22 protein-coding genes are annotated in these 25448 nt (G+C 70.6%); 15 read left to right on the forward strand and 7 right to left on the reverse strand.

The window, feature by feature from the left end; translation table 11 throughout:
• Positions 1-368: 368 nt before the first annotated feature.
• The 11 genes from ACZ5CR_RS24060 (at position 369) to ACZ5CR_RS24110 (ending at position 12685) form a co-directional block, all read left to right on the forward strand.
• The gene (locus ACZ5CR_RS24060) at positions 369-2348 is read left to right on the forward strand and encodes a hypothetical protein (protein WP_468860605.1); all 1980 of its coding nucleotides are present in this window, start codon (positions 369-371) and stop codon (positions 2346-2348) included.
• A gap of 144 nt (positions 2349-2492) precedes the next feature.
• Positions 2493-3182, forward strand: a complete 690-nt coding sequence (locus ACZ5CR_RS24065) for an alpha/beta hydrolase (RefSeq protein WP_468860608.1) — start codon at positions 2493-2495, stop codon at positions 3180-3182.
• 160 nt (positions 3183-3342) lie between these two features.
• A complete protein-coding gene (locus ACZ5CR_RS24070) occupies positions 3343-4647 on the forward strand; it encodes an NAD(P)/FAD-dependent oxidoreductase (RefSeq protein ID WP_468860610.1) in 1305 nt (434 codons plus the stop codon).
• Positions 4641-5387 (forward strand): DUF1365 domain-containing protein, encoded by a 747-nt coding sequence (locus tag ACZ5CR_RS24075; RefSeq protein ID WP_468860757.1) that lies wholly within the window; start codon positions 4641-4643, stop codon positions 5385-5387. The genes ACZ5CR_RS24070 and ACZ5CR_RS24075 overlap by 7 nt, the downstream gene beginning before the upstream one ends.
• Positions 5384-6667 carry a class I SAM-dependent methyltransferase gene (locus ACZ5CR_RS24080; protein WP_468860612.1) on the forward strand — a complete coding sequence of 428 codons (1284 nt, stop codon included), beginning with the start codon at positions 5384-5386 and terminating at the stop codon, positions 6665-6667. Before ACZ5CR_RS24075 ends, ACZ5CR_RS24080 begins: the two co-directional genes overlap by 4 nt.
• Complete coding sequence (locus ACZ5CR_RS24085; protein ID WP_468860614.1) at positions 6664-7983, forward strand: class I SAM-dependent methyltransferase; 1320 nt, start codon at positions 6664-6666, stop codon at positions 7981-7983. The genes ACZ5CR_RS24080 and ACZ5CR_RS24085 overlap by 4 nt, the downstream gene beginning before the upstream one ends.
• Positions 7980-8795 carry a DUF1295 domain-containing protein gene (locus tag ACZ5CR_RS24090; RefSeq protein ID WP_468860616.1) on the forward strand — a complete coding sequence of 272 codons (816 nt, stop codon included), beginning with the start codon at positions 7980-7982 and terminating at the stop codon, positions 8793-8795. Before ACZ5CR_RS24085 ends, ACZ5CR_RS24090 begins: the two co-directional genes overlap by 4 nt.
• 234 nt (positions 8796-9029) lie before the next feature.
• Entirely contained in the window at positions 9030-9779 is a 750-nt protein-coding gene (locus ACZ5CR_RS24095) for an ANTAR domain-containing protein (RefSeq protein ID WP_468860618.1), read from the forward strand.
• Positions 9780-10109: 330 nt separating this feature from the next.
• On the forward strand, positions 10110-10784 hold the full coding sequence (locus ACZ5CR_RS24100) for a DedA family protein (RefSeq protein ID WP_468860621.1): 675 nt from the start codon (positions 10110-10112) through the stop codon (positions 10782-10784).
• 99 nt (positions 10785-10883) lie between these two features.
• A complete protein-coding gene (locus tag ACZ5CR_RS24105) occupies positions 10884-12050 on the forward strand; it encodes a sensor histidine kinase (RefSeq protein ID WP_468860624.1) in 1167 nt (388 codons plus the stop codon).
• Positions 12041-12685, forward strand: a complete 645-nt coding sequence (locus ACZ5CR_RS24110) for a response regulator transcription factor (RefSeq protein WP_468860626.1) — start codon at positions 12041-12043, stop codon at positions 12683-12685. The genes ACZ5CR_RS24105 and ACZ5CR_RS24110 overlap by 10 nt, the downstream gene beginning before the upstream one ends.
• A 10-nt stretch (positions 12686-12695) precedes the next feature.
• On the opposite strand, the gene ACZ5CR_RS24115 is transcribed toward ACZ5CR_RS24110, so the two are convergent.
• From ACZ5CR_RS24115 to ACZ5CR_RS24125, 3 genes are read right to left on the reverse strand one after another with little or no spacing between them, the layout of a single operon-like run.
• On the reverse strand, positions 12696-13256 hold the full coding sequence (locus ACZ5CR_RS24115; RefSeq protein WP_468860629.1) for a TetR/AcrR family transcriptional regulator: 561 nt from the start codon (positions 13254-13256) through the stop codon (positions 12696-12698).
• 53 nt (positions 13257-13309) lie between these two features.
• Positions 13310-14725, reverse strand: a complete 1416-nt coding sequence (locus ACZ5CR_RS24120) for an amidase (protein ID WP_468860631.1) — start codon at positions 14723-14725, stop codon at positions 13310-13312.
• A complete protein-coding gene (locus tag ACZ5CR_RS24125; protein ID WP_468860633.1) occupies positions 14712-14918 on the reverse strand; it encodes a hypothetical protein in 207 nt (68 codons plus the stop codon). The genes ACZ5CR_RS24120 and ACZ5CR_RS24125 overlap by 14 nt, the downstream gene beginning before the upstream one ends.
• 115 nt (positions 14919-15033) lie before the next feature.
• Between ACZ5CR_RS24125 and ACZ5CR_RS24130 the strand changes: the two genes are divergently transcribed.
• Positions 15034-15924 carry an MBL fold metallo-hydrolase gene (locus tag ACZ5CR_RS24130; RefSeq protein WP_468860635.1) on the forward strand — a complete coding sequence of 297 codons (891 nt, stop codon included), beginning with the start codon at positions 15034-15036 and terminating at the stop codon, positions 15922-15924.
• A gap of 4 nt (positions 15925-15928) precedes the next feature.
• Here the strand turns inward: ACZ5CR_RS24130 and ACZ5CR_RS24135 are convergent, their stop codons facing one another.
• A complete protein-coding gene (locus tag ACZ5CR_RS24135; protein ID WP_468860637.1) occupies positions 15929-16849 on the reverse strand; it encodes an AEC family transporter in 921 nt (306 codons plus the stop codon).
• A gap of 236 nt (positions 16850-17085) precedes the next feature.
• Here ACZ5CR_RS24135 and ACZ5CR_RS24140 point away from each other — a divergent pair, with 236 nt between their 5' ends.
• Positions 17086-17949, forward strand: a complete 864-nt coding sequence (locus ACZ5CR_RS24140; RefSeq protein ID WP_468860640.1) for a mycofactocin-coupled SDR family oxidoreductase — start codon at positions 17086-17088, stop codon at positions 17947-17949.
• Positions 17950-18018: 69 nt separating this feature from the next.
• Positions 18019-19665: an amidohydrolase gene (locus ACZ5CR_RS24145; RefSeq protein ID WP_468860642.1), complete on the forward strand. Its 1647-nt coding sequence runs from the start codon at positions 18019-18021 to the stop codon at positions 19663-19665.
• 137 nt (positions 19666-19802) lie between these two features.
• On the opposite strand, the gene ACZ5CR_RS24150 is transcribed toward ACZ5CR_RS24145, so the two are convergent.
• The 3 genes from ACZ5CR_RS24150 to ACZ5CR_RS24160 form a co-directional block, all read right to left on the reverse strand.
• Complete coding sequence (locus ACZ5CR_RS24150; protein WP_468860645.1) at positions 19803-21596, reverse strand: alpha/beta fold hydrolase; 1794 nt, start codon at positions 21594-21596, stop codon at positions 19803-19805.
• A gap of 64 nt (positions 21597-21660) precedes the next feature.
• A complete protein-coding gene (locus ACZ5CR_RS24155; protein ID WP_468860648.1) occupies positions 21661-22401 on the reverse strand; it encodes a bestrophin-like domain in 741 nt (246 codons plus the stop codon).
• A gap of 28 nt (positions 22402-22429) precedes the next feature.
• A complete protein-coding gene (locus tag ACZ5CR_RS24160) occupies positions 22430-23740 on the reverse strand; it encodes a hypothetical protein (RefSeq protein ID WP_468860650.1) in 1311 nt (436 codons plus the stop codon).
• 188 nt (positions 23741-23928) lie between these two features.
• Between ACZ5CR_RS24160 and ACZ5CR_RS24165 the strand changes: the two genes are divergently transcribed.
• Positions 23929-25416 (forward strand): lipase family protein, encoded by a 1488-nt coding sequence (locus ACZ5CR_RS24165; protein ID WP_468860651.1) that lies wholly within the window; start codon positions 23929-23931, stop codon positions 25414-25416.
• Positions 25417-25448 lie beyond the last annotated feature (32 nt).

Here is a 25448-nt window from a genome sequence, read left to right on the forward strand (position 1 = left end):
GGAATCAGGCGCTCCGGGCCGCCCGCCCGCTCACTCCGAGCCAATCCATGCCGATCCATGCCAATCCATCACGCCGCCGCCGACGAATCACGGGTGTCCGACAGGGGTGTGAGGGACCCCGCTCGGACGCGCGGAGGTGGCGACCGGTGCAGCCGATCCCGGTGGAGTGCGAGGCGTCGGCCTCCTCCGCCCGGACGCCGCCGCCGCCACCTCCGCCCTCGCCTCTCAGCCCTCGCCCCTCAGCCCCCGGCCGTCTGTTCAAGGCAACTGCCACCGCCGTGACGCGACGGCTGTGACCATCGCACGATTCACTCGTTTGAATCGGGTCAGGACGCAATGTCGTCAGCCTTTGGAAGGCTCCTTGATCGATGAGCACATCGCAACGGCGCCCGGCGAAGAAGTCGGGGCGGGTCGCCCTTGACCAGGTCGAAGCCGTCATCGTCGACCAGTACACCCGACTCGCACGCCTCGCCTACCTCACACTCCCCCACACCCTCAGCAGACACAGGCGAGTCCTCGTCGCCCACGCTCTGGTACAGCGCGCTCTGCCCGGTTTCCGTGTCGGGCGATCAATATCCCGTGTGCCTGAGCAGCGGAGGGGCACGCAGAAGGCCGACCCCGCGTTGGCGAGCACGCGGGCGCGCGTCCTGCGCTCGGCGCTCGCCCACGACCACCGTCCGCGCGGCTGGCCGGGCTTCCTCCCGCCGCCCCGCACACTGCGCCCCATGCTCCCGGTGGTCTGGGGACTGCGCCTGTTCCCTCGCGCGGGCGGCGGCGAGGAGATCGCGCTGGGGCAGGCACTCTCCGAAGTACCCGCAGCCACGCGTGCGGCATTCGTGCTGCTCAAGCTGGAGGGCCTGTCCCCCTCCGAGGTCGTCGAGCAGCTCACCACCGCCGGTGTGCCGCAGCCGAGGCAGGTGCTGCGCGGCGCCCGCGGCGTGGAGGCGACCGCGGGCGTGGCGGCGGAAGCGCTCCTGCGTTCGCGGGAGTTCGACGCCTGTTCCGTACAGACCCGTCCGACCGATCTGCTGCGCCGCAGACGCCGGTTCCAGCTCGCCTGGTTCACCGCGGGCGTCGTAGCCCTCTGTTGCGCGGTACTGATGGCCACCGTCGGGAGCACGCCATCGGCCGAGCCCTCCCGGACCGTCGACGCCCGCCCCCCGATCGGCCCGGCCCAGTTGGTCCACACCCCACCTGACGTCTGGGCCGACACCTCCCGCGTGGACTTCACCGCATGGCCGGCCCGAGGCACACGCGTCAAAGACGACGCGCTCATCACGCGCGCGCTCGCCACGTGGACCGATCCACCAAGCGGCACCCGGGTGAGTGTCGCCAAGGCCACCAGCGCCGAACCACCGCCCGGCAACACCCAGTTGCTGTACGCGGGTGACGTCGGCAAGGAGGCGGTCGTGCTGTTCTACGACGGTCGACGCGTCGTGCGCTACGGCGAACCGCCCTCCGCGCAGGACGCCGCCTCCCTGGACATCTCCCGATCCGACGAGGCCGACGTCACCACGGCGGCCGCGCTCGCCGTCAGCCGCAGGGCGGGCAAGGTCCGCTATCTGACCGCACCCTGGATCGCCGAGGCGCGGACGCGCGACCTGCTGGCCCCCAACTCCCCCGGCCGTCCGCTCGACGTGTCGGACGAGGGCGTCACCGATGCCGTCCCCGAGCTACCGGCCAAGGGATCGTGCGACAGCCTGCCGGTGCTGCAACTGCGCTCATCGAGCAGGATCGTGGAGAAGCACGCCTTCCTCGTCACCGACCTTGGAGGCCTCACTCCCGTACATCTCAGCTACACCCCCCTGCCCGGCACCGGAGCCCCGCCCCGGCAGCCTCGCGAGGCCACCAGCAGTACGGCGCTGCGGAGTTGGGCCCGCACCGCATGCCAACTCCCCGAGATGCGGCGCAGCGGCGTGCGGTCCGTCAACCAATGGGACTTCGCCGAGCAGGACCTGCCCGAGCGGGGCGGCCGAGCGGTGTGGACCTGCACCCGTGCCTCCACCTGGCGCGGCCCCGGCGACGTCCTCGTGCAGTTCCGCACGTCCACGGCGTCCGCGACCGCGCCGGCGAAGGTCGTCGGCCAGGCACGCTCCACCGCTTCGTGCAGCCGGTTCGGCCAGCACATCGTGGCAAGCACCCCCTGGACTGCGGGCTCCGGGCGGCACTACCTCCTCGCCGCGGGCAGCCGCGAGGTCACCGGCATCGAGGTGACCGGCGACGTCGACGTGAAGGAGCGAGGCCGCACCCTGGCCGTCAAGGCTTCCAAGAACCCCGGCGTCACCGTGCGGGCGGATCTGAAGGACGGTGAGACCCTGGACGAGGTCGGCTCGCGCCCCGGGCACTAGGCGGCCTCGGACGGAGCCGACGAGCGGCCACTGCGGAGACACGGCAGAGGCGATCGCGTCGTACGACCCATCCGACACCGGCGCGGCTCCGAATAAGTCGTGTCCGGTGCGTACGGCCGGTCACCGACATGTCGAGGAGTCTCTGTGCCCTTCCGCGATGGCCACCGCTCGGCGCTGGAGCTGAGAGGTCACGTCCAGGAGCCACGTGCCGTCGTACTCCTGCTGCACGGCGGCCGGGAGCACGGCACCGCCGCGCCCCCGCCGTGGAATCTGCCGGGCGCGCGGCTGCGTCTCTTCGAGGGCGCGATCCGCCGGGCCACGTCGGGAGGCGGGGTGCTGATCGGGCGGGTGCGCTACCGCCATCGGGGCTGGAACGGAGAGCGGCAGGACGCGGCCCAGGACGCCCGCCGGGCGCTGCGGGAGCTGGAACTGCTCGCCGGTGAGGTGCCGACCGTCCTGGTGGGGCACTCGATGGGAGGCCGCGCCGCGCTGCGGGTCGGCGGGGAACCGCTGGTGCGCGGGGTGGTCGCCCTCGCCCCTTGGTGCCCCGCCGGGGAGCCGGTGGCGCACCTGCGCGGGCGTCGTGTGGTGCTGCTGCACGGCGACAGGGATCGTACGACCGACCCGAGGGCCTCTCTGGACTTCGCGGCCCGGGCCCGTGCCGCCGGCGCCGAGGCGGCCAGCGTGCTGATGGACGGCAGTGACCACGCCATGCTGAGACGTGCCCCCGCATGGCACACGCTGACAGGACGGACGGTGGCCGGGCTTCTGGGCCTCTCCGAGCTGCCACCCGTGATCGCCGATCAGCTTCCCTCCACCAGTACTTCGTGGTGACGGACAGTACGCCGTGGTGACGGACAGCGCGTTCGCGGTGACGGACAGTACGTTTGTGGTGGCGAAGAGATCGTTCCACTCCTGACCAAGCCACGGCGCTTGCCGCTCCGAATCATCTTCAGAGCACGTCCGGCGGATCCGGACGAGGAGATGGGACGGCATGAGAGAACAGCGACGGCGTACCGCGGTGGTGGGATCCGGGGTGGCGGGGCTCACCGCCGCGTACATCCTGCGATCCGCACATGATGTGACCGTCTACGAGGCGGACGACCGGCTCGGGGGCCACGCGCACACCCACGACCTCTCGGGGTCGGACGGCCGCACGCGCAGCGTGGACTCCGGTTTCATCGTGCACAACGACCGCACCTATCCGAACCTGCTCCGCCTGTTCCGGGAACTGGCCGTCACCTCGCTGCCGACGGAGATGAGCATGTCCGTGCGGTGCGAGGGCTGCGGTCTCGAATACGCGGGCGCCCGCGGCCCCAGCGGACTGTTCGCACAGCCGCGCAATCTGATGCGCGGCCCGTACCTGAGGATGCTCTCCGAGATACCGCGCTTCCACCGCAGGGCCTCGGAGTCACTGGCAGAGAGCCCGGACAGCACGGATGACACGGACAACGCGGACGGCACCGGTCCCGACGAAACGTTCGGCGCGTTCCTCACCCGTCACCGCTTCTCCCACTACTTCGTGCGGCACTTCGCGGTGCCCCTCGTGTCGGCGGTGTGGTCCTGTCCGCCGGGGACGGCGCTGCGGTATCCGGCTCGCTATCTGTTCCGGTTCCTGGACCACCACGGGATGCTCACGGTGACCGGCTCTCCCGCCTGGCGCACCGTGGCCGGCGGTTCACGGGAGTACGTGGAGCGGATCGGCAAGCAGCTCCAGACCGTGCACACATCGACGCCGGTGCGGTCCGTGCGCCGAGGCGACGGCGGCGTGCGAGTCACCACCGAGGACGGCACGACCGATGTCCACGACTCCGTGGTCGTCGCTGTCCATCCGGACCAGGCCCTGCGTCTTCTCGCGGACGCGTCCACGGCGGAACGCGAGATCCTCGGAGCCTTCCGCTACTCCGCCAATCCCGCCCTTCTGCACACCGACACCACGGTTCTTCCACGCAGCCGCTCCGCGCGCGCCTCGTGGAACTATCTGCTCCCCTCGTGCGGCGCCACGACCGAGAACGTACGGGTCAGCTACGACATGAGCCGTCTGCAGCGGCTCGACGCCCCCGAGACGTACGTGGTGACCCTGGGCGGCGAGAGCATGGTCGGCCCTGACCGCGTGCTGGCCAGGATGGCGTACGAACACCCCGTCTACACCCCGGAGTCGCTCGCCGCGCAACGCAGGCTGCCCTCGCTGAACGGCCCTGTCACCGCGTTCGCCGGCGCCTATCACGGCTGGGGTTTCCACGAGGACGGCTGCCGCTCGGGGGTCGAGGCGGCCCTGGCGATGGGGGTGCGCTGGTGAACGCCTCCCCCGGTCCGGTGCCCGCGCTGTATCCGAGCGTCATCACCCACGTCCGCACAAGCCCGCGTCACTACAAGCTCACCCACCGCACGTACCTGTGGCTGATCGACCTGGACCAGCCTCCCCGGCTGCCCCTAGCACTGCGCCCGTTGGCCCGGTTCGACGGAGGCGACCACTTCGGCGGCCGGACCACGGACATCAAGGCGGGGCTCCTGGAGTTTCTCGCCACCCACGGGATCACGCTGGACGGCGGCCGCGTGCTGATGCTCGCCCACGCCCGTGTCCTCGGATACGTCTTCAACCCGCTGTCCCTGTACTGGTGCCACGGCCCCGACGGGGAGCTGCGCTGTGTCGTGGCCGAGGTGCACAACACCTACGGCGAACGGCACTGCTACCTCCTGAGCCCCGATGCCGCCCACAGCGCGGACGTGCCCAAGGAGTTCTACGTCTCGCCGTTCTTCCCCGTCGAGGGCGAGTACCGCATGCGGCTCCCCGTTCCGGGCGAGCGCCTCGGCATCACCCTGCACTTCGCACAGGGCGGCCGGCGCAGGTTCACGGCGACCGTGCGCGGCGAGCGCCGCCCTGCCACCACCGGCGTGCTGCTGCGGGCCGCTGTCCGCCACCCCTGGTCCACGCTGGCCGTTTCGGTGGCCATCCGGCGGCACGGCATCGCGTTGTGGCTGCGCGGCCTGCCCGTGCAGAAACGACCCCGACACCGTCCCCAGGAGGGCATGAAGTGAGTACGTCCGTTTCCGGTGTGTCCGGTGTAGCCGGAGCGCCCCGTCCACCGGGCACGATCGACACCGAGCGGTGGCCCGATGTCGTGGCCGTGCCGCACTGTTCCGCCGCGCGGCAGGCGGTGGGCCGGATCGTCGTGCGCCGCGCCTTGAACGACTTGCCGCTCCGGGTGGCGCTGAGGGGCGGTGAACGCTGGGGCCAGGGCGGCCCGCTGCTGGAGGTACACGATCCCGACAGCTTCCTGCGGCGCATCTCGACGAACGGGCTCATCGGCTTCGGCGAGTCGTACATGGCGCACGAGTGGGACGCGCAGGACCCGGTCGCGGTGCTCACCGTGCTCGCCCAGCACGCGGCCACGCTGGTGCCCCAGTCGCTGCAGCGCCTGCGCGCCCTCTGGGCGCCCAGGCATCCTGCCGCGCAGCGCAACACCCCCAGTGGCGCGCAGGCCAACATCCAGCACCACTACGACCTGTCGAACGACCTGTTCGCGCTCTTCCTCGACGAGTCCCTGAGCTACTCCTCGGCGCTGTTCGACCACCTGCCCGCGGCCTGGCCCGATCTGGAGGACGGCCAGCACCGCAAGATCGACAGGCTGCTCGACCTGTGTGGCGTGGGGTCCGGTACGCGGCTGCTGGAGATCGGCACGGGCTGGGGCGCTCTGGCCATGCGCGCGGCGGAGCGGGGTGCGTACGTCCACTCGGTCACGCTCTCCGCCGAACAGCGCGCTCTCGCCCTGGAGCGGGTGCGGGCCGCAGGGCACGAGGACCGCGTCCGCATCGAGCTGTGCGACTACCGCCAGGTGCGCGGGAGGTACGACGCGATCGCGAGCGTGGAGATGATCGAGGCGGTCGGGGCGGAGTACTGGCCGACCTTCTTCCGCACCCTGGACGCCCTCCTTGTGCCGGGCGGCTCGGTGGCGCTCCAGGCGATCACCATGCCGCACGATCGCATGCTCGCGGGGCGGAACACCTACACCTGGGTGCAGAAGTACATCTTCCCCGGCGGGCAGCTGCCCTCCGTCCAGGCCGTCGAGGAGACCGCGCGCGCCCACACCGGACTGCGGGTCACCGCATGTGAGGGATTCGGCGCGCACTACGCGCAGACGCTGAAGCTGTGGCGCGAGCGCTTCGCCCAACAGGGCGACGAGGTGGGCGACTTGGGCTTCGACGCCACCTTCCGGCGCATGTGGGACTTCTATCTCGCCTACTCCGAGGCCGGATTCCGCTCCGGCTACCTCGACGTACATCAGATCCAGCTGACCGGACAGGGAGCAGGACAGTGACCTCGATCGCCAAGCGCCTGAACGGACTTCTCGCCGATGTGCTGGGCGGTCCCGTGCCGCTTCGGCTGCGCGCCTGGGACGGCAGCGAGTACGGACCGACCCGGGCCCCCGTCGTGATCGTCCGGTCCCGCCGGGCGCTGCGCCGCCTGCTGTGGCAGCCGGGCGAACTCGGTCTGGCCGAGGCGTACATCACCGGTGACCTCGACATCGAGGGCGACCTCGGCGACGGGCTGCGGACCATGTGGGCCGGGGCCCGTGAGCAGCGGCTCGCCCCGGTCAGGCCCGGCGTGGGGCAACTGGCGTCCGCCGCGGCGGCCGCGGCCAGGCTCGGCGCCATCGGCCCGCCGCCGAAGGCGCCCGCGGGCCGCGCCAGGATGCGGGGTGTACGGCACAGCACCGCCCGGGACCGTGCGGCCATCAGCCACCACTACGACGTCTCCCACCGCTTCTACGAACTGCTGCTCGACCCCTCGATGGCGTACTCCTGCGGGTACTGGGAGAGCGAGGATCCGGGGTACGGCCTCGCGGACGCCCAGCGCGCCAAGCTGGAACTGGCCTGCCGGAAGCTGGGATTGATCCCCGGAACCCGGCTGCTCGACGTCGGCTGCGGCTGGGGAGCGCTTTCCCTCTATGCGGCAGAGCGCTACAAGGCGCAGGTCACGGCGGTGACTCTCTCCCGTGAGCAGCGGGACTTCGTCCGGGCGCGGGTGCGCGAACGCGGCCTCGACGACCAGGTCGACGTACAGCTTCGGCACTACCGCGCCATCGAGAGCGGACAGTACGAGGCCATCAGTGTGATCGAGATGGGAGAGCACGTCGGGGACGCGGAGTACCCCGGGTTCGCGGCCCGACTGCACGGCTTGCTGCGGCCGCAGGGCCGGATCCTCGTCCAGCAGATGTCCCGGGGCGCCAAGGCCCCGGGCGGTGGCGCGTTCATCGAGTCGTACATCGCTCCGGACATGCACATGCGTCCCCTGGGCGAGACGGTCGGTCTGTGGGAGGGGGCGGGCTTCGAGGTGCGTTCGGCCGAGTCGCTGCGCGAGCATTACGTGCGCACCGTCGACGCGTGGCGCGCCACGCTGGAGGAGCGCTGGGAGGAGTTCGTCTCGCTGGTCGGAGTGGAGGCGGCCAGGACCTGGCGGTTGTATCTGGTGGGCGGATCGCTCGCGTTCGAGGAGAGGCGCATGGGGGTCGACCAGATTCTCGCCGTACGCACCAGTGATCTGGGCCGGTCGGGCATGACCGCCACGACGGCCGACTGGTACCGCGGGGACCGGCATCGCAGGGACGGGCACCGTGGGGACGGTGCGTCGTGAACGGCTTCGCCTGGGGCGCGTTCGGCGTCAATCTCGGCTTCGCCGCGCTCACCGCCCTGGCCGTTCTCCTGGCCACCTTCGCGCTCGCCCTGAACCGCGGGATGCACCGCGTCGTGGACATCGCCTGGGGTGTCGCCTTCGCGGCCGTCGCCCTCATCACGTACGTCCTCTCGGCGGGCCACGGTGACGAGGGGCGGCGGCTGCTCGTGACGGCTCTGACGGTGGTGTGGGGCCTGCGGCTCGCGGCGCACATCGCCTGGCGCGGACGGGGGCACGGCGAGGACCCTCGCTACGAGCGGCTGCTTTCGAAGGCTCCGGGCAACCGGGCCGCGTACGCCCTGCGCATGGTCTACCTCCTGCAAGGGGGCCTTGTCTGGCTGGTGTCCCTGCCCGTGCAGGCCGCCGCCTACATCGAAGGGCCGATGGGCGTGCTCGCTGCCGCCGGAGGGCTGCTGTGGCTGGTCGGTCTGGCCTTCGAGACGGTCGGGGACCACCAGCTCGCCCGGTTCAAGGCGGACCCGGCCAACAAGGGCCGCCTCATGGACCGCGGGCTCTGGTCCTGGACGCGCCATCCCAACTACTTCGGCGACTTCTGCGTCTGGTGGGGCCTGTTCCTCATCACGTGCGAGGCGCCCGTGGCGGCCGCCGCCACCGTCGTCGCTCCTCTGGTGATGACGTATCTGCTGACGCGGGGCAGCGGCAAGGCGCTGCTCGAACGCCACATGGCGGACCGGCCGGGCTACGCCGCCTACCAGCGGCGCACCAGCGGATTCTTCCCGAGGCCACCACGGGCGGCGGAAAAGCCGCGATGAGAGGAGAAAGTTGAGTTGACAGGAATTCAATCCTGATTTCAACAGAACAAAAGAGGGCGATTGATTATCGCCCTTGCAACCTCTCGACCACATCCGATCGGCGTGTGTCTGATGCCGGACGACCGATCGCGGTAATGTGAAGAGCATTCCGTGGATCAGCGGATCGACGGAATGTTCAAGTCAAGCATGCGCACAGTTCCGTTGCTGATACAGGGCGTGGAAGGGAGTGGCGGCATGACCGCCATGTCCGAGAGGCGGCGCGAGGAGCGACTGGCGTCCGCGTTCGTGGATCTCACCGCACCACTGGTGCGGGATGTGAGCGTGACCGATGTCCTGCGCACCCTGACCGAACACTGTGTGGAGCTGCTTGACGTATCGGCGGCCGGGGTCCTCCTTGACGTTCCGCACGGCCAGGGCGTGGAGGTGGTCGCCTCCGACGAGTACACCCACGCGCTTGAGCTGTTCGGCCTCGAATGCGACGAGGGTCCGTGCCGGGACTGCGCCCGCTCCGAGGCGCGCATCTCCGAGACCCGCCTCGACGTCGATGACGCCTGTCCACGATGGCCCCGGTTCACACCGCGCGCCCTGCTCCTCGGCTTCACCTCGGTCGCGACGGTTCCGCTGCGCTGCCAGGGCACGGTGGTCGGCGCCCTGAGCCTCCTCCATGACCGGACGAGACGCCTGGACGACACCCAGCTGCGACTGGCCCAGGCGCTGGCGGACATCGCCACTGTCTGCGTGATGCAGCGGCAAGTGGTGCACGCGCAGCTGACGCAGATCGCGGACCTGCACAACTCCCTGGACTCCCGGATCGTCATCGAGCAGGCCAAGGGATATCTCTCCAACTCCCGCGGCTGCACCGCGGATCAGGCATTCACCCGCATGCGGACGTACGCCCGCAACCGGCAGCTCAAGCTCTCCGACGTGGCCCGCCAGGTCCTGAACGGCGCGGTCGCGGACACACTCCTCGCCCCCGAACGCTGAGCCCCCACTTTTCCGAACCCTCGTCCGTCAGCGGCGCATGAGGGTGGGCGTGAGCAAGGTACTGAGTGCGACCAGGACGATTGCGGTGATCCTGATACCGGGCAGCGCCCTTGACCGCTGCCCGCTCTCGGCCAGTTCATCGGGGGGCGAGGCGGCACGGGCTGCCGCCGCTGCCTGAGTGAAGCCCCACGGGGCGCCCGGAGCCCTGCGGAAAACCCCACTATGCTCGAAGGCAACCCACATACCGCCGCTGATCCGCGGTTTCTAGCGTTGCTGGTGCATCCCGGCGCCTGTGCTGCAGCCGCCGTTCCACCAGCTTGGAGAAACCGCATGGATCTCGTGACTCTCGCTCTCCCCCAGGAACCCGCGGGCGGCATAGCGGGCTGGGCGGCCGACCTCGTGGACGTGATGGGCGGCCCGGGAGCCGGTCTCGCCATCGCCCTCGAGAACCTCTTCCCGCCGCTGCCCAGCGAAGTGATCCTGCCGCTGACCGGCTTCGCCGCCGGGCAGGGCGTGCTCAGCCTGGCGTCCGCGCTGTTCTGGACCACGCTCGGTTCGGTGGTCGGCGCCGCCGTCCTGTACTGGATCGGCGTGCTGTTCGGCCGTGAGCGCATGCACGCCATCTGGGCCAAGCTGCCCCTGGTCAAGGGCTCCGACCTGGAGCGCACCGAGCAGTGGTTCGCCAAACACGGCACGAAGGCCGTCCTGCTCGGCCGCATGGTGCCGATCTTCCGCAGCCTCATCTCGATCCCGGCCGGTGTGGAGCGAATGCCGCTGCCGGTCTTCCTCTCCCTGACCACCCTCGGCAGCCTGGTCTGGAACTCGGTGCTCGTGATGGCGGGCTACTGGCTGGGCGACCAGTGGGACGCGGTGGAGACCTACGTCGGCTTCCTCTCCAAGGCCGTCCTCGTCCTGGTACTCGTCGCGATCGCCGTCTACGTGGTCGTGCGCGTCCGGTCCATGAAGCGGCCTCAGCCGCAGTCCCAGCATCGCCGCACGTCCTGAACCGCGGCGATGACCGGCGACGCGACCCCTGCCCGTCCCCTGCCCGCCCAAGCTGAGCGATCTTGTCCCGGCGATGCGGCAGCACTAGTGTCAGCCGGCGTGGAGGGGGACCTGAACGACACGGACACCGACCGTCTTCCTTCGACGTTTCTGCTCAGGGGCGCCGGTGTCCTGATCAGCTGCTTGACCGCCCTGCTCGGCCTGTTGTACTTCCTCCTGGCCGGTGCCGTGCTCGGCGCTTTCCTGCTGTGGCCGCGCACCCGCCGCCGGGCCCACGCCCTGCTCACCACGGGAGCCCGCGGACTGACCGCCCTTGAGCGCCGGCGGCGCTCGGTCTTCTTCCACGACTCGTTCCCCGAGCACCACGCCTCCGACCAGCAGGTGCTGCGCTACCTCGCGGCCCGTACGTACGCCGGACTGCTGTGCGGCATCGTGGTCGGACTCCTCGTCTTCGGCGTCGTCCTGGCCGGGCTGCTCGCCGCGGGCGTCGCCCGGTCCACGCTGACCTGGCAGGAGCTCCTGGGCCAGGTGGTGCTCGGCGGCGTCCTGCTCTTCCTCGACGTACAGGGCCTCTTGTCGCTCGCTGCCCTGGACACCCGCCTGGCCCGCGAGTGCTTCGGGCCGTCCGAGCGCGAACTCCTCGAGCGGCGCATCAACGAACTGGCCGCAAGCCGCGCCGCGGTGGTGCAGGCGGTGGACGCCGAGCGGCGCCGCGTCGAGCGCGATCTGCACGACGGCGTGCAACAGCGCCTCGTGGCGCTCGCCATGCTGCTCGGCAGGGCCCGCCGCAGCAAGGCTCCCGAGCAGGCGGACGCTCTCCTGGAGCAGGCGCACAAGGAGTCCCAGGAAGTCGTCACCGAACTGCGCGAAGTGGCCTGGCGGGTCTATCCGTCGGCGCTCGACAGCCTCGGTCTTCAGGAGGCGCTCGGCGGGGTGGCCGAGCGGTGCGGCATCCCGTTGAGGATCGAGTACGACGTTGCCGGGCCGCTGCCGCCGTCCGTCGAGACGGCCGCCTACTTCGTCGTGTCGGAGGCCGTGACCAACGCGGCCAAGCACTCCTCGGCCGGGGACATCTTCGTCAGCGTCCGGGCGTACGGCACGTACCTCGGCATCCTGATACGCGACAGCGGCGTCGGCGGTGCCGACCCTCGGGGCAGCGGTCTGACCGGGCTGCGCAGCCGGGTGGCCGCGCTCGACGGCAGACTGAACGTGCACAGCCCCTCCGGGGGCCCCACCACCATCACCGCGGAGCTGCCGTGCGCGTAATCCTCGCCGAGGACTCGACCCTGTTGCGAGAAGGGCTGATCCGGCTGCTCGTCGAGGAGGGCCACGAGGTTCTCGCCGGGGTGGGTGACGCGGTCTCGCTGCTGCGGGAGGTGGAGGCGCAGAAGCCGGACGTAGTGGTCACCGACATCCGGATGCCGCCGACCCACACCGACGAGGGGCTGCGCGCCGCGGTGGAGATCCGCGAGCGCTGGCCCGGGGTCGGCGTGCTCGTGCTCTCCCAGTACGTGCAGCGCAACTACGCGGCGCAGCTGTTCACTTCGAACGTCGAGCGGGTCGGCTACCTCCTCAAGGACCGCGTCGCGCAGGTCGACGAGTTCCTCGACTCGCTGGAGCGGATCCACGCGGGCGGCGCCGCCATCGACCCCGAAGTCGTACAGCAGTTGGTCGTCCGCACCACGCACAGCGACCCCCTGTCGCGCCTCACGCCCCGCGAGCGGACCGTCATCGAGGCGCTTGCGCAGGGACACACGAACGCGGCCATCGCGCAGAAGCTGCACATCTCACTGAGCGCGGTCGAGAAGAACCTCAACATGATCTTCGACAAGCTCGATCTCTCTCGCACCACCGGCTACAGCCGCCGGGTGCTCGCGGTGCTGCGCTATCTGGAGTCCTGACACTGCCGCGTCAGAGCCGGTCGAGGGCGTGCGCCACGAGCTCGCGCGCGTACGCGGCGTCAAGCCGGCCGGGGCGGAAAAGGATGCGGTACATGATCGGCGCCACGACGTCGTCGATCATCAGTTCCGTGTCGGGCACCGGCTCGCCACGCCGGGCCGCCCGGTCGAGCACGGCGTCGATCTGCTCCGCCGCATAGGCGGAGCACTGACCGGCGTTGGTGCCTTCCGGGTCTCCGAGGAGCGCGTCCCTGATGTAGGCGCGCCCGGACGGAGACGCCATCTCGTCGAGGAACTGCTCCGCCCATGCGTCGAGATCGGCCCGAAGACTGCCGAGATCGGCGGGATCCGTCTCCGGGCGCAGCCGCTCGACCGCGACGTCGGAGAGGAGTTCCTGCAGATCGCCCCAGCGACGGTAGATGGTGGACGGAGTCACCCCCGCGCGGGCCGCCACCAGGGGGACGGTCAGCGCATCGCGTCCCGCTTCGGCGACGAGGTCACGGACAGCGGAGTGGACGGACTCCTGCACGCGTGCGCTGCGCCCGCCCGGGCGGGCCATGGGCTTGGGACTCATACCGACCACCTTAATGCGAATCCGTTGCTTCTAGGACTGCCCGCGCGAGGCTCTCAGGCCACTGCCACTGCCGCTGCCGCTGTCGCTGTCGGTGCGAGTCGCCCCGTATCGGCCACCGCCTCCTCGTAGGCCCGGCCCACTCGCAGCACCGTCGCATCCCGGAAGGGCCGCCCCATCAGCTGCATGCCGATCGGCAGCCCCTCGCGGTCGCGGCCGACCGGAAGGGTGAGGGCGGGTACGCCGGTGATGTTGGCCGGTGCGGAGAGACGGACGTAGCTGTCGGACACGGACTCGACGGTGCCATCGGCCCATTCGACCGTGTCCTGGCCGGTCGCGGCAGCCGTCATGGGCACCGTCGGCGCGGCGAGGACATCGATCCCGTCGAACATGCGCGCCCAGGAGTCGCGCATCATGGTGCGGGCGCGCTGGGCGCGGAGGTAGTCGCCCGCCGAGATGAGTTCGCCCGCCTCCAGGAGGATGCGGACGTCCGGCGCGTACAGGTCGGCCGTGGTCCGCAGCGACCGCTCGTGATAGGCGGTGGCCTCGGGGACCATCAGACCCCAGTGTGTGGCGTGGATGTAGCGCGTCATCGGGATGTCGACGTCGACGAGTTCCGCCCCGAGCTCGGCAAGGCGCCCGATCGCGCTCCGTACGGCTTCCTCCACCTCGGGCGTGACTCGGTCGAAGTAGTAATTGCGGGGCACCCCGACCTTCAGGCCCCTCAAGTCACCCGCTTCGAGGAAGTCCGTCGCGGGTCCGGGCACGCTCGCCGGATCGCGAGGGTCGTGGCCCGCTGTCGCGGCGAGGACCAGAGCCGCGTCCCGCACGGTGCGGGTGAGGGGGCCCACGTGGTCCAGGGACCAGGAGAGCGAGGTCACGCCGGTGCGGGAGACGAGGCCGTAGGTCGGCTTGAGGCCCACGACTCCGTTCAGGGCGGCGGGAACCCGGATGGAACCGCCGGTGTCCGTACCCAGCGCGAACGTCGCCCCACCGGCAGCGACCGCCACCGCCGAGCCACCGCTCGACCCTCCGGCGACACGGCTGTGGTCCCATGCGTTCTTCGTCTGCGGAGTGGTCAGGCCGTAGGCGAATTCATGGGTGTGCGTCTTGCCCAGGAGGACGGTCCCGGCGGCGTCGAGGAGTGCGGCGACATGGCTGTCACGGTCCGCGACGTGCCCGGACCGGACGTCCGAGCTCGCCGTGGTGGGCATTCCCTCGGCGTCGATCAGGTCCTTCAGGCCCATGGGGATGCCGTGCAGCGGTCCGCGCTGCCCCTTCTCCGCGATCTCCCGTTCGGCCCGGGCGGCCGCTGCCAGGGCCGTGTCCGCGGCGACGGTGACGTAGGCGCCGAGCCGTCCGTCGACCGCGGAGATGCGAGCGAGTACGGATTCAGTGAGGTCGACAGGAGACAGCTCCCTTGCGCGCACCGCGCGGGAAGCCTCGGTGAGCGAAAGCTCAAACGGCTGCATCGGTGTTCTCCCATCCGGCTCGGTAGGAGGCCGCGGGAGGCGTGTCGCCGAAGTCGAGCTCGCGCAGCGTGGTGATGACGGAGTGGATGTGGTTGGCCGTCGCGGCCACCCCTTCATGCCGGTCGCCCGCGAGGGGCAACCCCGCCCGCAGCGCCGACACGGCCGCCTCCTGGGGAGTGAGTTCGCTGGTCATTGCGTCCTTCCGGGTCTGCACGGAACACCTAAAGCGAATCGTTTGCTTTAGCCGACCATAGGACCTACGGTGAGTTAACGCAAACCGATTGCTTTTAGCTTGGGAAGGACCAACCATGTCCACGTCTTCGCTCCCCGCCTGGGCTGTCGGCGACCACGTCGTCCGGCGTATCGACGAAATAGCCCTGCCCGCCCAGACCGGTCCCTGGCTCCTGCCCGGAGCGACGGCCGACATCGTGACCCGTACGCCCTGGCTGCGCCCCGACTTCGCCGACGACCGAGGCGTCATCCGCCTGGCGAGCCACAGCTTCGCCGTCGAGGCCGACGGAATGCGCGTCCTGGTCGACACCGGCATCGGCAACGGAAAGCAGCGTGCCAATCCCGCTTGGCACGACCTGGACAGCGACTACGTGACGCGCCTCCGGTCGGCGGGATTCGCGCCGGAGAGCGTGGATCTCGTCGTCATGACCCACCTCCACACCGATCACGTGGGGTGGAACACCCGCGCGGAGGGCGACGACTGGGTGCCCACCTTCCCCAACGCGCGCTACCTCACCGCGCGCACCGAATGGGACTACTGGGCCGGTGTCGACATGGAGGAAGCGCGTCGGCAGATGTTCCGTGACTCGGTCCACCCCGTCCGCGACGCGGGCCTGCTGGATCTGGTCGACGTCGCGGACGACGGCACGGACGTCGCACCGGGCATCCGTCTGCTGCCCACTCCTGGCCACACCCCGGGGCAGGTGGCGGTCGAGTTGAGCAGCAGGGGCGAGCGAGCGCTGGTCACCGGCGACAGCATCCACCACCCGGTCCAGATGTCGCATCCCGCGCTCTGCAGCTGCGTGGACATCGACCCCGGACTCGCCGCCAGGACTCGTGAGCAGGTGCTCGACTCGCTCGCAGGCACGTCCACTCTGCTGCTCGGCAGCCATTTCCCGCCGCCGACCGCCGGACACGTACGACGTGCGGGGGACGCGTACCGACTGGCGCCGGCCGAGCCGTCCTGAACAGCTATCCGAGGAGGGCGGCGATGGTGATCAGCACCGGTACGGAGGCGAGTGTGGACAGCAGTATGGATTCCCGGGCGAGTTGTTCGGCCACGCGGTACTGCGAGGCGTACGTGTAGAGGTTCTGGGCGGCGGGGAGGGCCGCGGTCACGACGACGGCCAGCAGTTCCGTCCCGTGCAGGTGGAAGAGTCCCGCGCCGAGGCCCCAGGCGACGAGGGGCTGGGCGACCGTCTTGAGGACGGTGGAGAGAACGATCGCGGGCCGGTTGTCTCCGCGGGCGGGCAGTCCGCTGCCCCGCAGGGAGATCCCGAAGGCCAGCAGAACCGCGGGGACGGACATGTTGCCGATGAGGTTGAGGGGTTCGAGGGCCGGCTGCGGGATGGTCCAGCCCGTGCAGGCCACGGCGAGGCCCGTCAGGGAACCGACCGCCGTCGGGTTGCGGAGCGGTGTGGTCAGACGCCGCCAGAGGGGCGTCGGCTCGCCGGGCCGGTTCAGGTCGAGGACGGTGAGGGCCAGCGGGGTGACGATGATCTGCTGGAAGAGCAGGATCGGTGCGACGAGCGAGGCATCTCCCAGCACGTACACGGCGATCGGGATACCGAGGTTGCCCGCGTTGACGTAGCTGGAGCACAGGGCGCCGATGGTGATCTGCCCCGTTCCCCAGCCTCGTAGGGCCCCGACGGTGATGAAGACGGCGGCTACGGCGGCGGTGCTGGCCGCGGTCACGAGGAGGCGCTCGGAGAGGATGACCGACAGGTCGGCGCCTGCCAGGGTGGTGAAAAGCAGGGCGGGTGTGGCCACGTTGAAGGCGAGCGAGGTCAGGACCGTCCGGCCGTCCTTGCCCAAGTGCCCGCGGAGCCCGAGGAAGTAGCCGACCGCGATGACGACGGCGATCACCGCGAATCCGGTGAGCACTCCCTGCATGACTGACTCCGAGCTCCGAAATGAAGATCATATCCCGGGGTCGACAGCCTGGATTTCCGCCACCGCCGCCACCGCGATCAGCGCCCTCGAAGACCGCGAGGAGCAGCGGAGCAGTTGATGTGTGGGGGCACGTGAGGGGCCCCACCTGTCCCCACCTCCGCTCCCAGGGGTCGGCGCACGACAGTCGCTCCGATTCCGCCCTGGCCAAGCCGACTGCCGCGCGGTACATCACCAACATGACCCCGCACAACGGCTACCGGCGGACCAAGGAAACTCAGGGACCGAAGGGGCGCCTCGACGGCAAGGTGGCCTTCGTCACCGGTGCGGCCGGAGGGCTCGGCCGCGCCCACGTTCGTCGGATGGCGGAGGAGGGCGCCGACCTGGTCATCGTGGACATATGCCGGTCGCTCGACACCGTGCCCTACCCGCTGTCGACACCGGAGGACCTGTCCGAGGCGGTCGAGGAAGTGCGGTCGCTCGGACGCCGCGTCGTGGCGCGGCAGGCGGACGTACGCGATCGAGACTCCCTCCAAGAGGCGTACGACGCCGGGCTCGCCGAGTTCGGGCGGATCCACGTCGTTGTCGCCAACGCCGGGATCGCACCGCTCCTTGTGGAGGACAGGGTGCAGGCGTGGCACGACGCCATCGATGTCAACCTCAGCGGGACCTTCCACACCGTCGAGGTGGCCATCCCGTCGATGGTCGCCGCCGAGCAGGGCGGTTCGATCGTGATCGTCAGCTCCACCGCCGGCCTTGTCGGTATCGGCGGGGCCAGCAACGGCGGCCTCGGCTACGCCGCCTCGAAACACGGTGTGGTCGGGTTGATGCGTACGTACGCCAACAACCTCGCCCCGCACAGCATCAGGGTGAACTCGGTGCACCCCACCGGCGTGGCCACACCCATGGTGACCGACCCCGCCATCGCCGAGTTCGTCGCCCAGGACCCGATCCTGTCCGAGACGGCGCCCAACGCCCTTCCCGTGGACACGGTCGAAGCGGTCGACGTGTCGAATGCCGTCTTGTGGCTGGCCTCGGACGAAGCCCGCTACATCACCGGTGTCACGCTGCCCGTCGACGCCGGATTCATCAACCGCCGCTGAGCCATCGAGGTAGAGCCGAGCAGGAGCCGAGCAGGAGCCGAACTGGAGCCGAGCTGGAGGTGGAGCGCCATGACCGATCAGTACGCGGACACGATTCTGGTGGGCGGGCACGTCAAGACATCAACGGGCTGGGCCGAGGGGCTCACCGTACGCGCCGGTGTCATCGAGACGGTCGGCGGCGCCAAGGATGTGCTGCGACGGCGCGGACCGGGCACGCGGGTGGTCGACCTGGCCGGCGACACCGTCCTGCCGGGCCTGCACGACCTGCACGTGCATCCGATCTACGCCGGGATCCGCGAACGCCGCTGCAAAGTCCCGCAGGGTTCGAGCCTGGCCCACACCCTCCGCATCGTGGCCGAGCACATATCTCGGACCGCCCCCGGCACCTGGGTCCTGGGCGGACAGTGGGACACATCCGCGCTCGGCACCCTCCCGGACCGGACCGTGCTCGACGCTGTCTCCCCCGCCCATCCGGTCCTCCTGGAGGACACCAGCGGACACAGTTCATGGGCGAACAGCGCGGCACTCAGGGCCGCCGGAATCGGCCCCGGCACACCTGACCCGCCGGGCGGCATCTTCGAGCGGGACGCCACGGGCAGTCCGAGCGGCATACAGCGCGAGACCGCCGCCGATCTGCTCGCCGCCTCGGCCCCCAAACCGGCCGACGAAGAAGTCGAGGCGGCCCTGGAGTGGTCCCTCAAGGAGATGCTCTCCTACGGGATCACGTCGTTCACCGAAGCCGCGGTCGGGTTCACCGCCGGGCCGCGAGCCGAGCTGCGGGCCTACACCCGTCTCGCCGCGCGTGGCGCCGTCGGGCAGCGCGTGCGTCTCAGTCTCGTGTGGTCCCCCCATGAGCCCACGTGCGAAGACGTGATCGCTGCGCGAAACCTCTACGCGAGCGCCCACATCGCGCCCGACTGCGTGAAGATCTTCCTCGACGGGGTACCGACCGACAGCCACACGGCGGCGATGATCGAGCCCTACGCGGACACGGTGGCGGGGCGGGACGACGAGGCCGGCCGGCATGGGCTGCTCGCGATCGTGCCGGCGGTCCTCGATCAGGCTGTGACCCGCTTCGATCGGATGGGCATCACGGTCAAGTTCCACGCGGCCGGTGATGCCGCGGTCCGGGCGGCACTGGACGCCATCGAGACCGCCCGCACGGCAAACGGCCACGGCCCCTGCATGCACAACGTAGGACACTGCACGTTCGTGGCGAAGTCCGACATCGAGCGCGCGTCGCAGATCGGCGCGACGTTCGAAGTCTCTCCCTACTTGTGGCAGCCCTCCCCCATCTGCTCGGACATCGCTGCGGCCGTCGGCCCGGAGGCAATCGAACGCGTCTGGCCGGTGCGCGAGATGCTCGAAGCCCGCGCACTGGTCGTGCCGGGGTCCGACTGGTGCGTCGTGCCGTCGGTGAACCCGTGGTCGGCCATCGAAACGCTCGTCACCCGGCAGGCGCCGGGGGGCAGCGCCGACTCCTTCGGCGCGTCCCAGGCCATCACGCTGGACCAGGCCTTCGACCTGTTCACGGTCAACTCCGCACGCCAGGAGGGCATGGCGAACCGCCTGGGCCGCATCGAACCGGGCATGCTCGCCGACGTCATCGTCGTCGACCAGAACCCCTTCGAAGCGCAGATCACCCAAGTGCACACCACCGAGGTCAAGATGACGTTCATCGAAGGTGAGCTGGTCTTCGATCGCGCACGTGCGTGACAGGCCCGTGGTCGTTGTGCGTGACAGGCCCGTGGTCGTTGTGGACAGCGCCCGCTTCAGCTGTGCCTTCAGCTGTGCGGGACGTTCGAGGTCACCGGGGCGAGGAGGCCGGGGCGGATGAACTGCCCCCCGGCGACCTACGATGCGCTCTGCTCGCCGATGGCCCGGGCGACCTCTTCCGGGTGCGTCAGCTGGGGATGGTGGCCCGCGTCGGCAAGCACCGTCACGGTGGCGTGCGGGAGGGTGTCCAACAAAGCCTGTCCCTCGGCGGTGAGCGGGTCGTCGGAGCCCACGACGATGTGGACGCGCCCTGGGTAGCGCTGGAGCTTGGCCCTGAGGTCCGCGCGCCGCCGCGGGTGCGCGGCGAAGGCCAGGAGGCGGGCGACGGTGGCCGCGACAGAGCCGCGGCGAAGATCCGCGACAGCCGGTCGGAGCGCGGCCGCATGGCCCCTGGTGCCGGTCAGTCGTCCGGCAAGCGCCTCGGGAGTCGTCCGGCTCAGGTACTGGCGGGTCAAGGGCGTCCACTTGAGCACGCGAGCCGGGGGCTGCTGCAGGAAGAACGGTGCTACGAGGGTGAGTTGGTCCACCGCGCCAGGATGGGAGATCGCGGCCTCGACGGCGGCCGCGCCGCCGATGGAGTGGCCCACCAGATGGCGGGCACCGGTCTTGGTCACCAGTGCGCTCAGCCAGGTCGGCCAGTCCTCGTGGCGTCCCGTACTCATTCCCAGGCCCGGCAGGTCGACGGCACGGGCATGTCCGAGCGCCGCGACGGCCGGCGCCCAGGTGTCGGCGTTGACCGGTAGACCGGGCAGCACCACCGTGGGGGCACCCGCGTCACCGAGCTCGAACGTGCGTATTCCGCCCGGTGCGGTGAACCGCCTGTCACCTGCGGGGACGTCCCCGAAGCGGTGGGCTGCCAGATGGTCGGCCCAGCGGCGGATCGTCGTGACGGTGTCCGGCATGGTCAGCCCGTGCCGGGCGGCGAAGGCATGGGCGGGATCGGTCGGGTAGCGGTCGGTCGACAGGAACGTCAGGGTCTCCGGATCGGCCTTGGTGAGCCGGCGGGGCAACCGCTTGAGCAGGGGTACCGGGATACGTGGCCGGGGCGCCTTGACGCCGTAGTGCTCCGCGATGAGTGTGAGCAGGTCGGGCAGTGCGGGGGTGTCGTCGGCCAATGGCCAGTACGCGGTCTGTCGGGTGGCCTCGTCCGTCGGGAGCAGGGTCATGAACCGGGCGAGGTGGTCGGCGGCGACCACGGGGACAAAGGTCCGACCGTTTCCCGGCAGCGCCGCGAGTGAGCCCTGCCAGAGGTCTTTCACGTTGGAGGCGAGTCCCAGGTACTGGTCGGACTCCCCGGTGACGCTGTCTCCGATCACGCTGGGCGGGTTGACGATGGTCCAGGGAACACCCGCCCGCGCCGCCTCGACCTGGAACACGACGTCCGCCTCGACCCGGGATGCCTCGTAGGCGCCCAACGCCCGGTAGGTGTCCCGCCGTTGCTCTTCGCTCCACAGGGCGGCGGCCTGACCGCCCACGCGGTATCCGGAGACCTGGACCAGGCGCCGCAGGCCCGGTTGTCGCGCCGCGAACGCGACGACCGCGCGGACGCTGTCGACGTTGGCACGACGGGCCTCGTCCGCCGCCATCCCGAACCGGTAGGCACCGGCGCAGTTGTAGATCTCGGTGATGCCGTCGAGCTCGCCCTCGATCAGCGACGCCTTGGTGAAATCGACCCGGAGGTCGGCCGGGGCCTGGTCGTACCCGTGCCGGGCCAGCCACCGGACCAACCGCCGGTAGGACTCCTCGCTCCGGCCGGCCGCGCTCACCCGGACGCCGGTCCGGCCGAGTGCGAGTACGACGTGGCGTCCGATGAAGCCGCTCGCGCCCAGCACCAGTGCGTGCCTGGCCCTGGCTTCCTTGGTTTCCCTCATGAACGAAGACTAGACCGGTCTATATATTTTGCAAGCCGCCAAGACGTCAGGTCCCAGGTCGTGGTCAGAAGTAGCGCGTGAACGGGGCCGGGTCGACGGCGAACAGCCCGTGGAACGGGCTGTTCATCTGGTAGATGAGAAGCACGGTGAAGCTGATCAGGGCGGACAGGCCCATCACCATCACGACATGGGTGAAGCTGCGCTGGACACCGAACATGAACATGAAGGCGATGGTGAGGACGCCGCCGACGATCAGGCCGAACCAGATCACCGGTGAAAGGCGCTCCGTGGAGTCGGACTCACGGCCGCGACGCGCCTCGTCCAGGGTGCTCAGCTGCGCCAATACCTCCTGGGCCGTGGCCAGTTGGGCAGGTGTGGCGCCCTCGGGGACCTGACCCGCCACGCGCACCTCGTCCAGCAGACGCCAGCCCTCGGGACCCAGCGGGGCGCGCGCGGCCATCGCGGGCCACTCCGTGTCGGTGACGTGCCGGACGTACGTCTCGATCTCGCCCCGCACCCGGTCGGCCTGCGCCGGGGGCAGGCCCGCGGAGATCAGATGGATCTGGTGCGCGGCACTGGCCTCGGTGGCGGCGTGGTCCTCGGCACCGGAGTGGGTGTCCCAGACCGACACCAGGGCGAGGCCGAGGACCAGGGCGTACAGGACACCGACCATCATGGAGATGTACTCGGCGACGTCCTCGCGGGGTTCCTCGTCCGGACCCAGCGGCCAGAAGCGGTGTTTGAGCAGGACGACCGCCGCTGCGAGCAGGGCGACGCCCAGAACGATGGCGAGGCTTTCGATCATCGATGGGTCCCGATTCGTGGCGGCACGGTCAGAGTCTGCGGGAGCCGAACACGGCGGCCGCGATAGCTGCGGGCAACAGGACCAGCAAGAGCGCGGCCAGCATGCCCATGCCGGTGGGGGTGTGGTCCGCCCGGACGAAGCGGCTGAGCAGCGGATGCCGCGGCTCGGCCTCCTTCGGCACAGCGGCTGGTGGCACCGCGGGCGGAACCGCTGCCGGAGCTTGTCCCGCACCGTCGGGCGCAGCGGGCGGAGCGACACCGGGTGCTGCCCCCTCGGGTGCGGCGGGCCCAGGTGGTGCGACTCCCGGCGGTCCGACGCCAGGCGCTCCGCCGCCGGGTGCCGCGATGCCTGGGGGCAGGGGTACTGCGGGGAGCTGTGACGCGAGGCGAGGCACGGAAGCCGGTGTCCCGGCTCGCGGTCGCTGTCCGGGATGCGCCACGGGCGTGCGGGGCCGTGGCGCCAAGGGAGTCGCGGGTGCCCGGGCGCGGAGCGTGAAGCGCGCCCGGGCCCGTGCCGTCAACCGCGGGGGTATCACCGCTTCGCCGCGTGGGCCGAGAGTGCGGAGCAGGTCGCTGCCGTCGGCGCGCCCCCCGCTGACGTACGTGCCAGGGGGGCGCCGGACGACGGCGGTGCACGCGGCCTGCGCCCCTGCGGCGAGATGAGCGACGACCGGCCGCCCGCCCGTACAGGCGATCCGGTCCGGGGCAAGGACCGGGTCCGTGATCCGGACGCCGTGGACGGACCGGTTGCCCCGGTTGGCCAGGACGTAGCGGATCTCCGCCTGCTGCGGGCCGGTGACCCGTGCCGTCTCCGTCAGGGCCAGGGCCGCGCCGACCCCGGTGTACCCGGAACGCGCGGTCGCCCGCACGCCGCCGGCACGCAGGGAACGCGTGGTCGCCTGCATGGCACCCGCGCGCAGATAGGGCTGCTGTCCGACCGCCCACACCTCGCCGATCCAGTCTCCGGGGCGCGCGGCCCCGGTCGCCGTGCACCGCACCGAACGCAGCCCTGCCAGCATCGGCACCCGGTCCCGTCCGCCGGGGCAGCGGATCGCGGCGCCCGGCATTCCGGGGTCCCACACCCGCACCTCGTACAGGTCGGCGCCACCGCGATTGACGAGACGGTACGACTTGACGACGACGGCACCGGTCCGGATGCCGGGGTGCCGAGCGCCGAGGCCCGGCCGGGAGTTCACCGTGACCTCGAGGGCAAGGCCGTGCGAGCCGGGGCCGTCGGCGGCGGAGGGTCCGGCAGCCGACCAGCAGCCCACGGTCACGAGAAGGCCGACCAGAAGCCACCGCGCCCATGCCGTTGCCGCACCCTCTCGCCCGATGATCACACTGGAAGATGTTCACGGGCACCCGCCGGCAGTCGACCCCGGCACGCGTACACGCTCGGTGATTCACCCGAGCGGTGGCAGTGGCCTGCCGAACGGCACGGCGGCGGTTCTACTGCTGGGAGTGACAGGCCCGGCGTCGCGCGTTACCTCGCGGTCCGGCCGGAACACCCGGAGATGAGGTGGCGGGTATGACAGCCCGGACAGCCGATGCGGCCGATGCGGCCAACACAGCCGAAGCGGCCGGAGCGATCGACACCGTCGGCGGGCGGACGGCCGTACGACAGGAACAGTCGACACACCAGCGACAGCAAGGGCAGCAGGGACAGCAGGCGCAGACCGATGCCGAGCTGCTTGTCGCGACCTCGGTGCTGCTCGCGGACGCCGCACTCGCGGCACGGCGGACCGGCGCGGGACTGACCGCGGCCGGCGCCAGCTGGCGGGTCGGGCTGCAGGCGCTGCGGCGCCCCGCGTGGGCGCTCGGCACCGCCCTTTCGGCGGCCCGGGCCATGTCGAACCCCGCGGGGCTCGGCCTCGCCGCCAACGGCGGTCTGGTCGGAGAGACCGTCCGGTCCCTGGGTGCCGTGACACGCCGCCGGCCCGCCTGCGTGGCGATGGCCGTGGACGCCTTCGCGCTGCGCATCGAGGCCGCCGCCCGAGAGCACCCGAACCTGGCGGCGCCGCTCGCGAAACGGCTCACGGACGCCGTGGTCGCCGGCCGCAGGATCGAAGTGGTGCGTGCCGCCAGAGAGTTGGTGGACCTTCTCGGCGTCACCCGCACCTTGACCACGATCAGTCCCGTGATCATGGAGCTGCTCGCGCTTGCCGGGCTGCTCGACGAGAACCCGACCAACGACAGTTTCGCCTGGGTCACCCTGGCCGGCGGCGTGCCCACCACCGACCCGCTGTTCGGCCTGCCCGCCGGGCTGATCCGGCACCTCAACCCGGGCCCGGGGCGCGCCGAGCGCACCGAGGCCGACGCGATGCTGACCCGCGTCCTGACCCGTTCCGGCAACGACATCGTGCGCTACATCGACGACATCTCCGCCCTCGGCAACCACGGGCTCGCCCTGCTGCGGCGCGTCGCCTGCGCGGACGGCACGACGCGCCACGTCCTGCTGCTGCCGGGCACCAGTTTCGGGCGGCTGAGCAACAGCACCCCGCAGGACCTGGTCGGTGCGTTCGACGCGCTGCTGCGCACCGACACCACGTACAGCCGATCCGCGAAGCAGATGCTGCTGCGCGCGGGGGTGCCCGAGGGCGCGGAGTTGATGATCGTCGGACACAGCCTCGGCGGGATCACCGCCATGAACCTCGCCTGCGACCTCGACTTCGTGTCCACCTACCGGCTCACGCATGTGATCACCGTCGGCTCCCCCATCGACACCAAGCGCCCCGCCGACCCCACAACCCAGGTGGTCAGCCTCGTCAACGAGCACGACGTCATCCCGGGCCTCGACGGGCGCGGTCCTGCCTGCGCGAACGACATCCCGGACAGCTGGGTCGAGCTCTCCTGGCTGGACGAGACGTACGACTATCCCCTCTCCCACGCCCCTCAGTCGTACGCGGGCACCCTGCGCAGCGGCGATCTCCCGCACCGTGCCCGCGTGAACGAGCTCATCACCCTCTACGACGGCGAGATCGTCGACAACCAGCCCTATCTGCTGCGCGACAAGTGACGCCGCCAGCCAGCAACCCCCTACAGGGAGAC

The organism is Streptomyces sp. NPDC031274, from assembly GCF_055570235.1.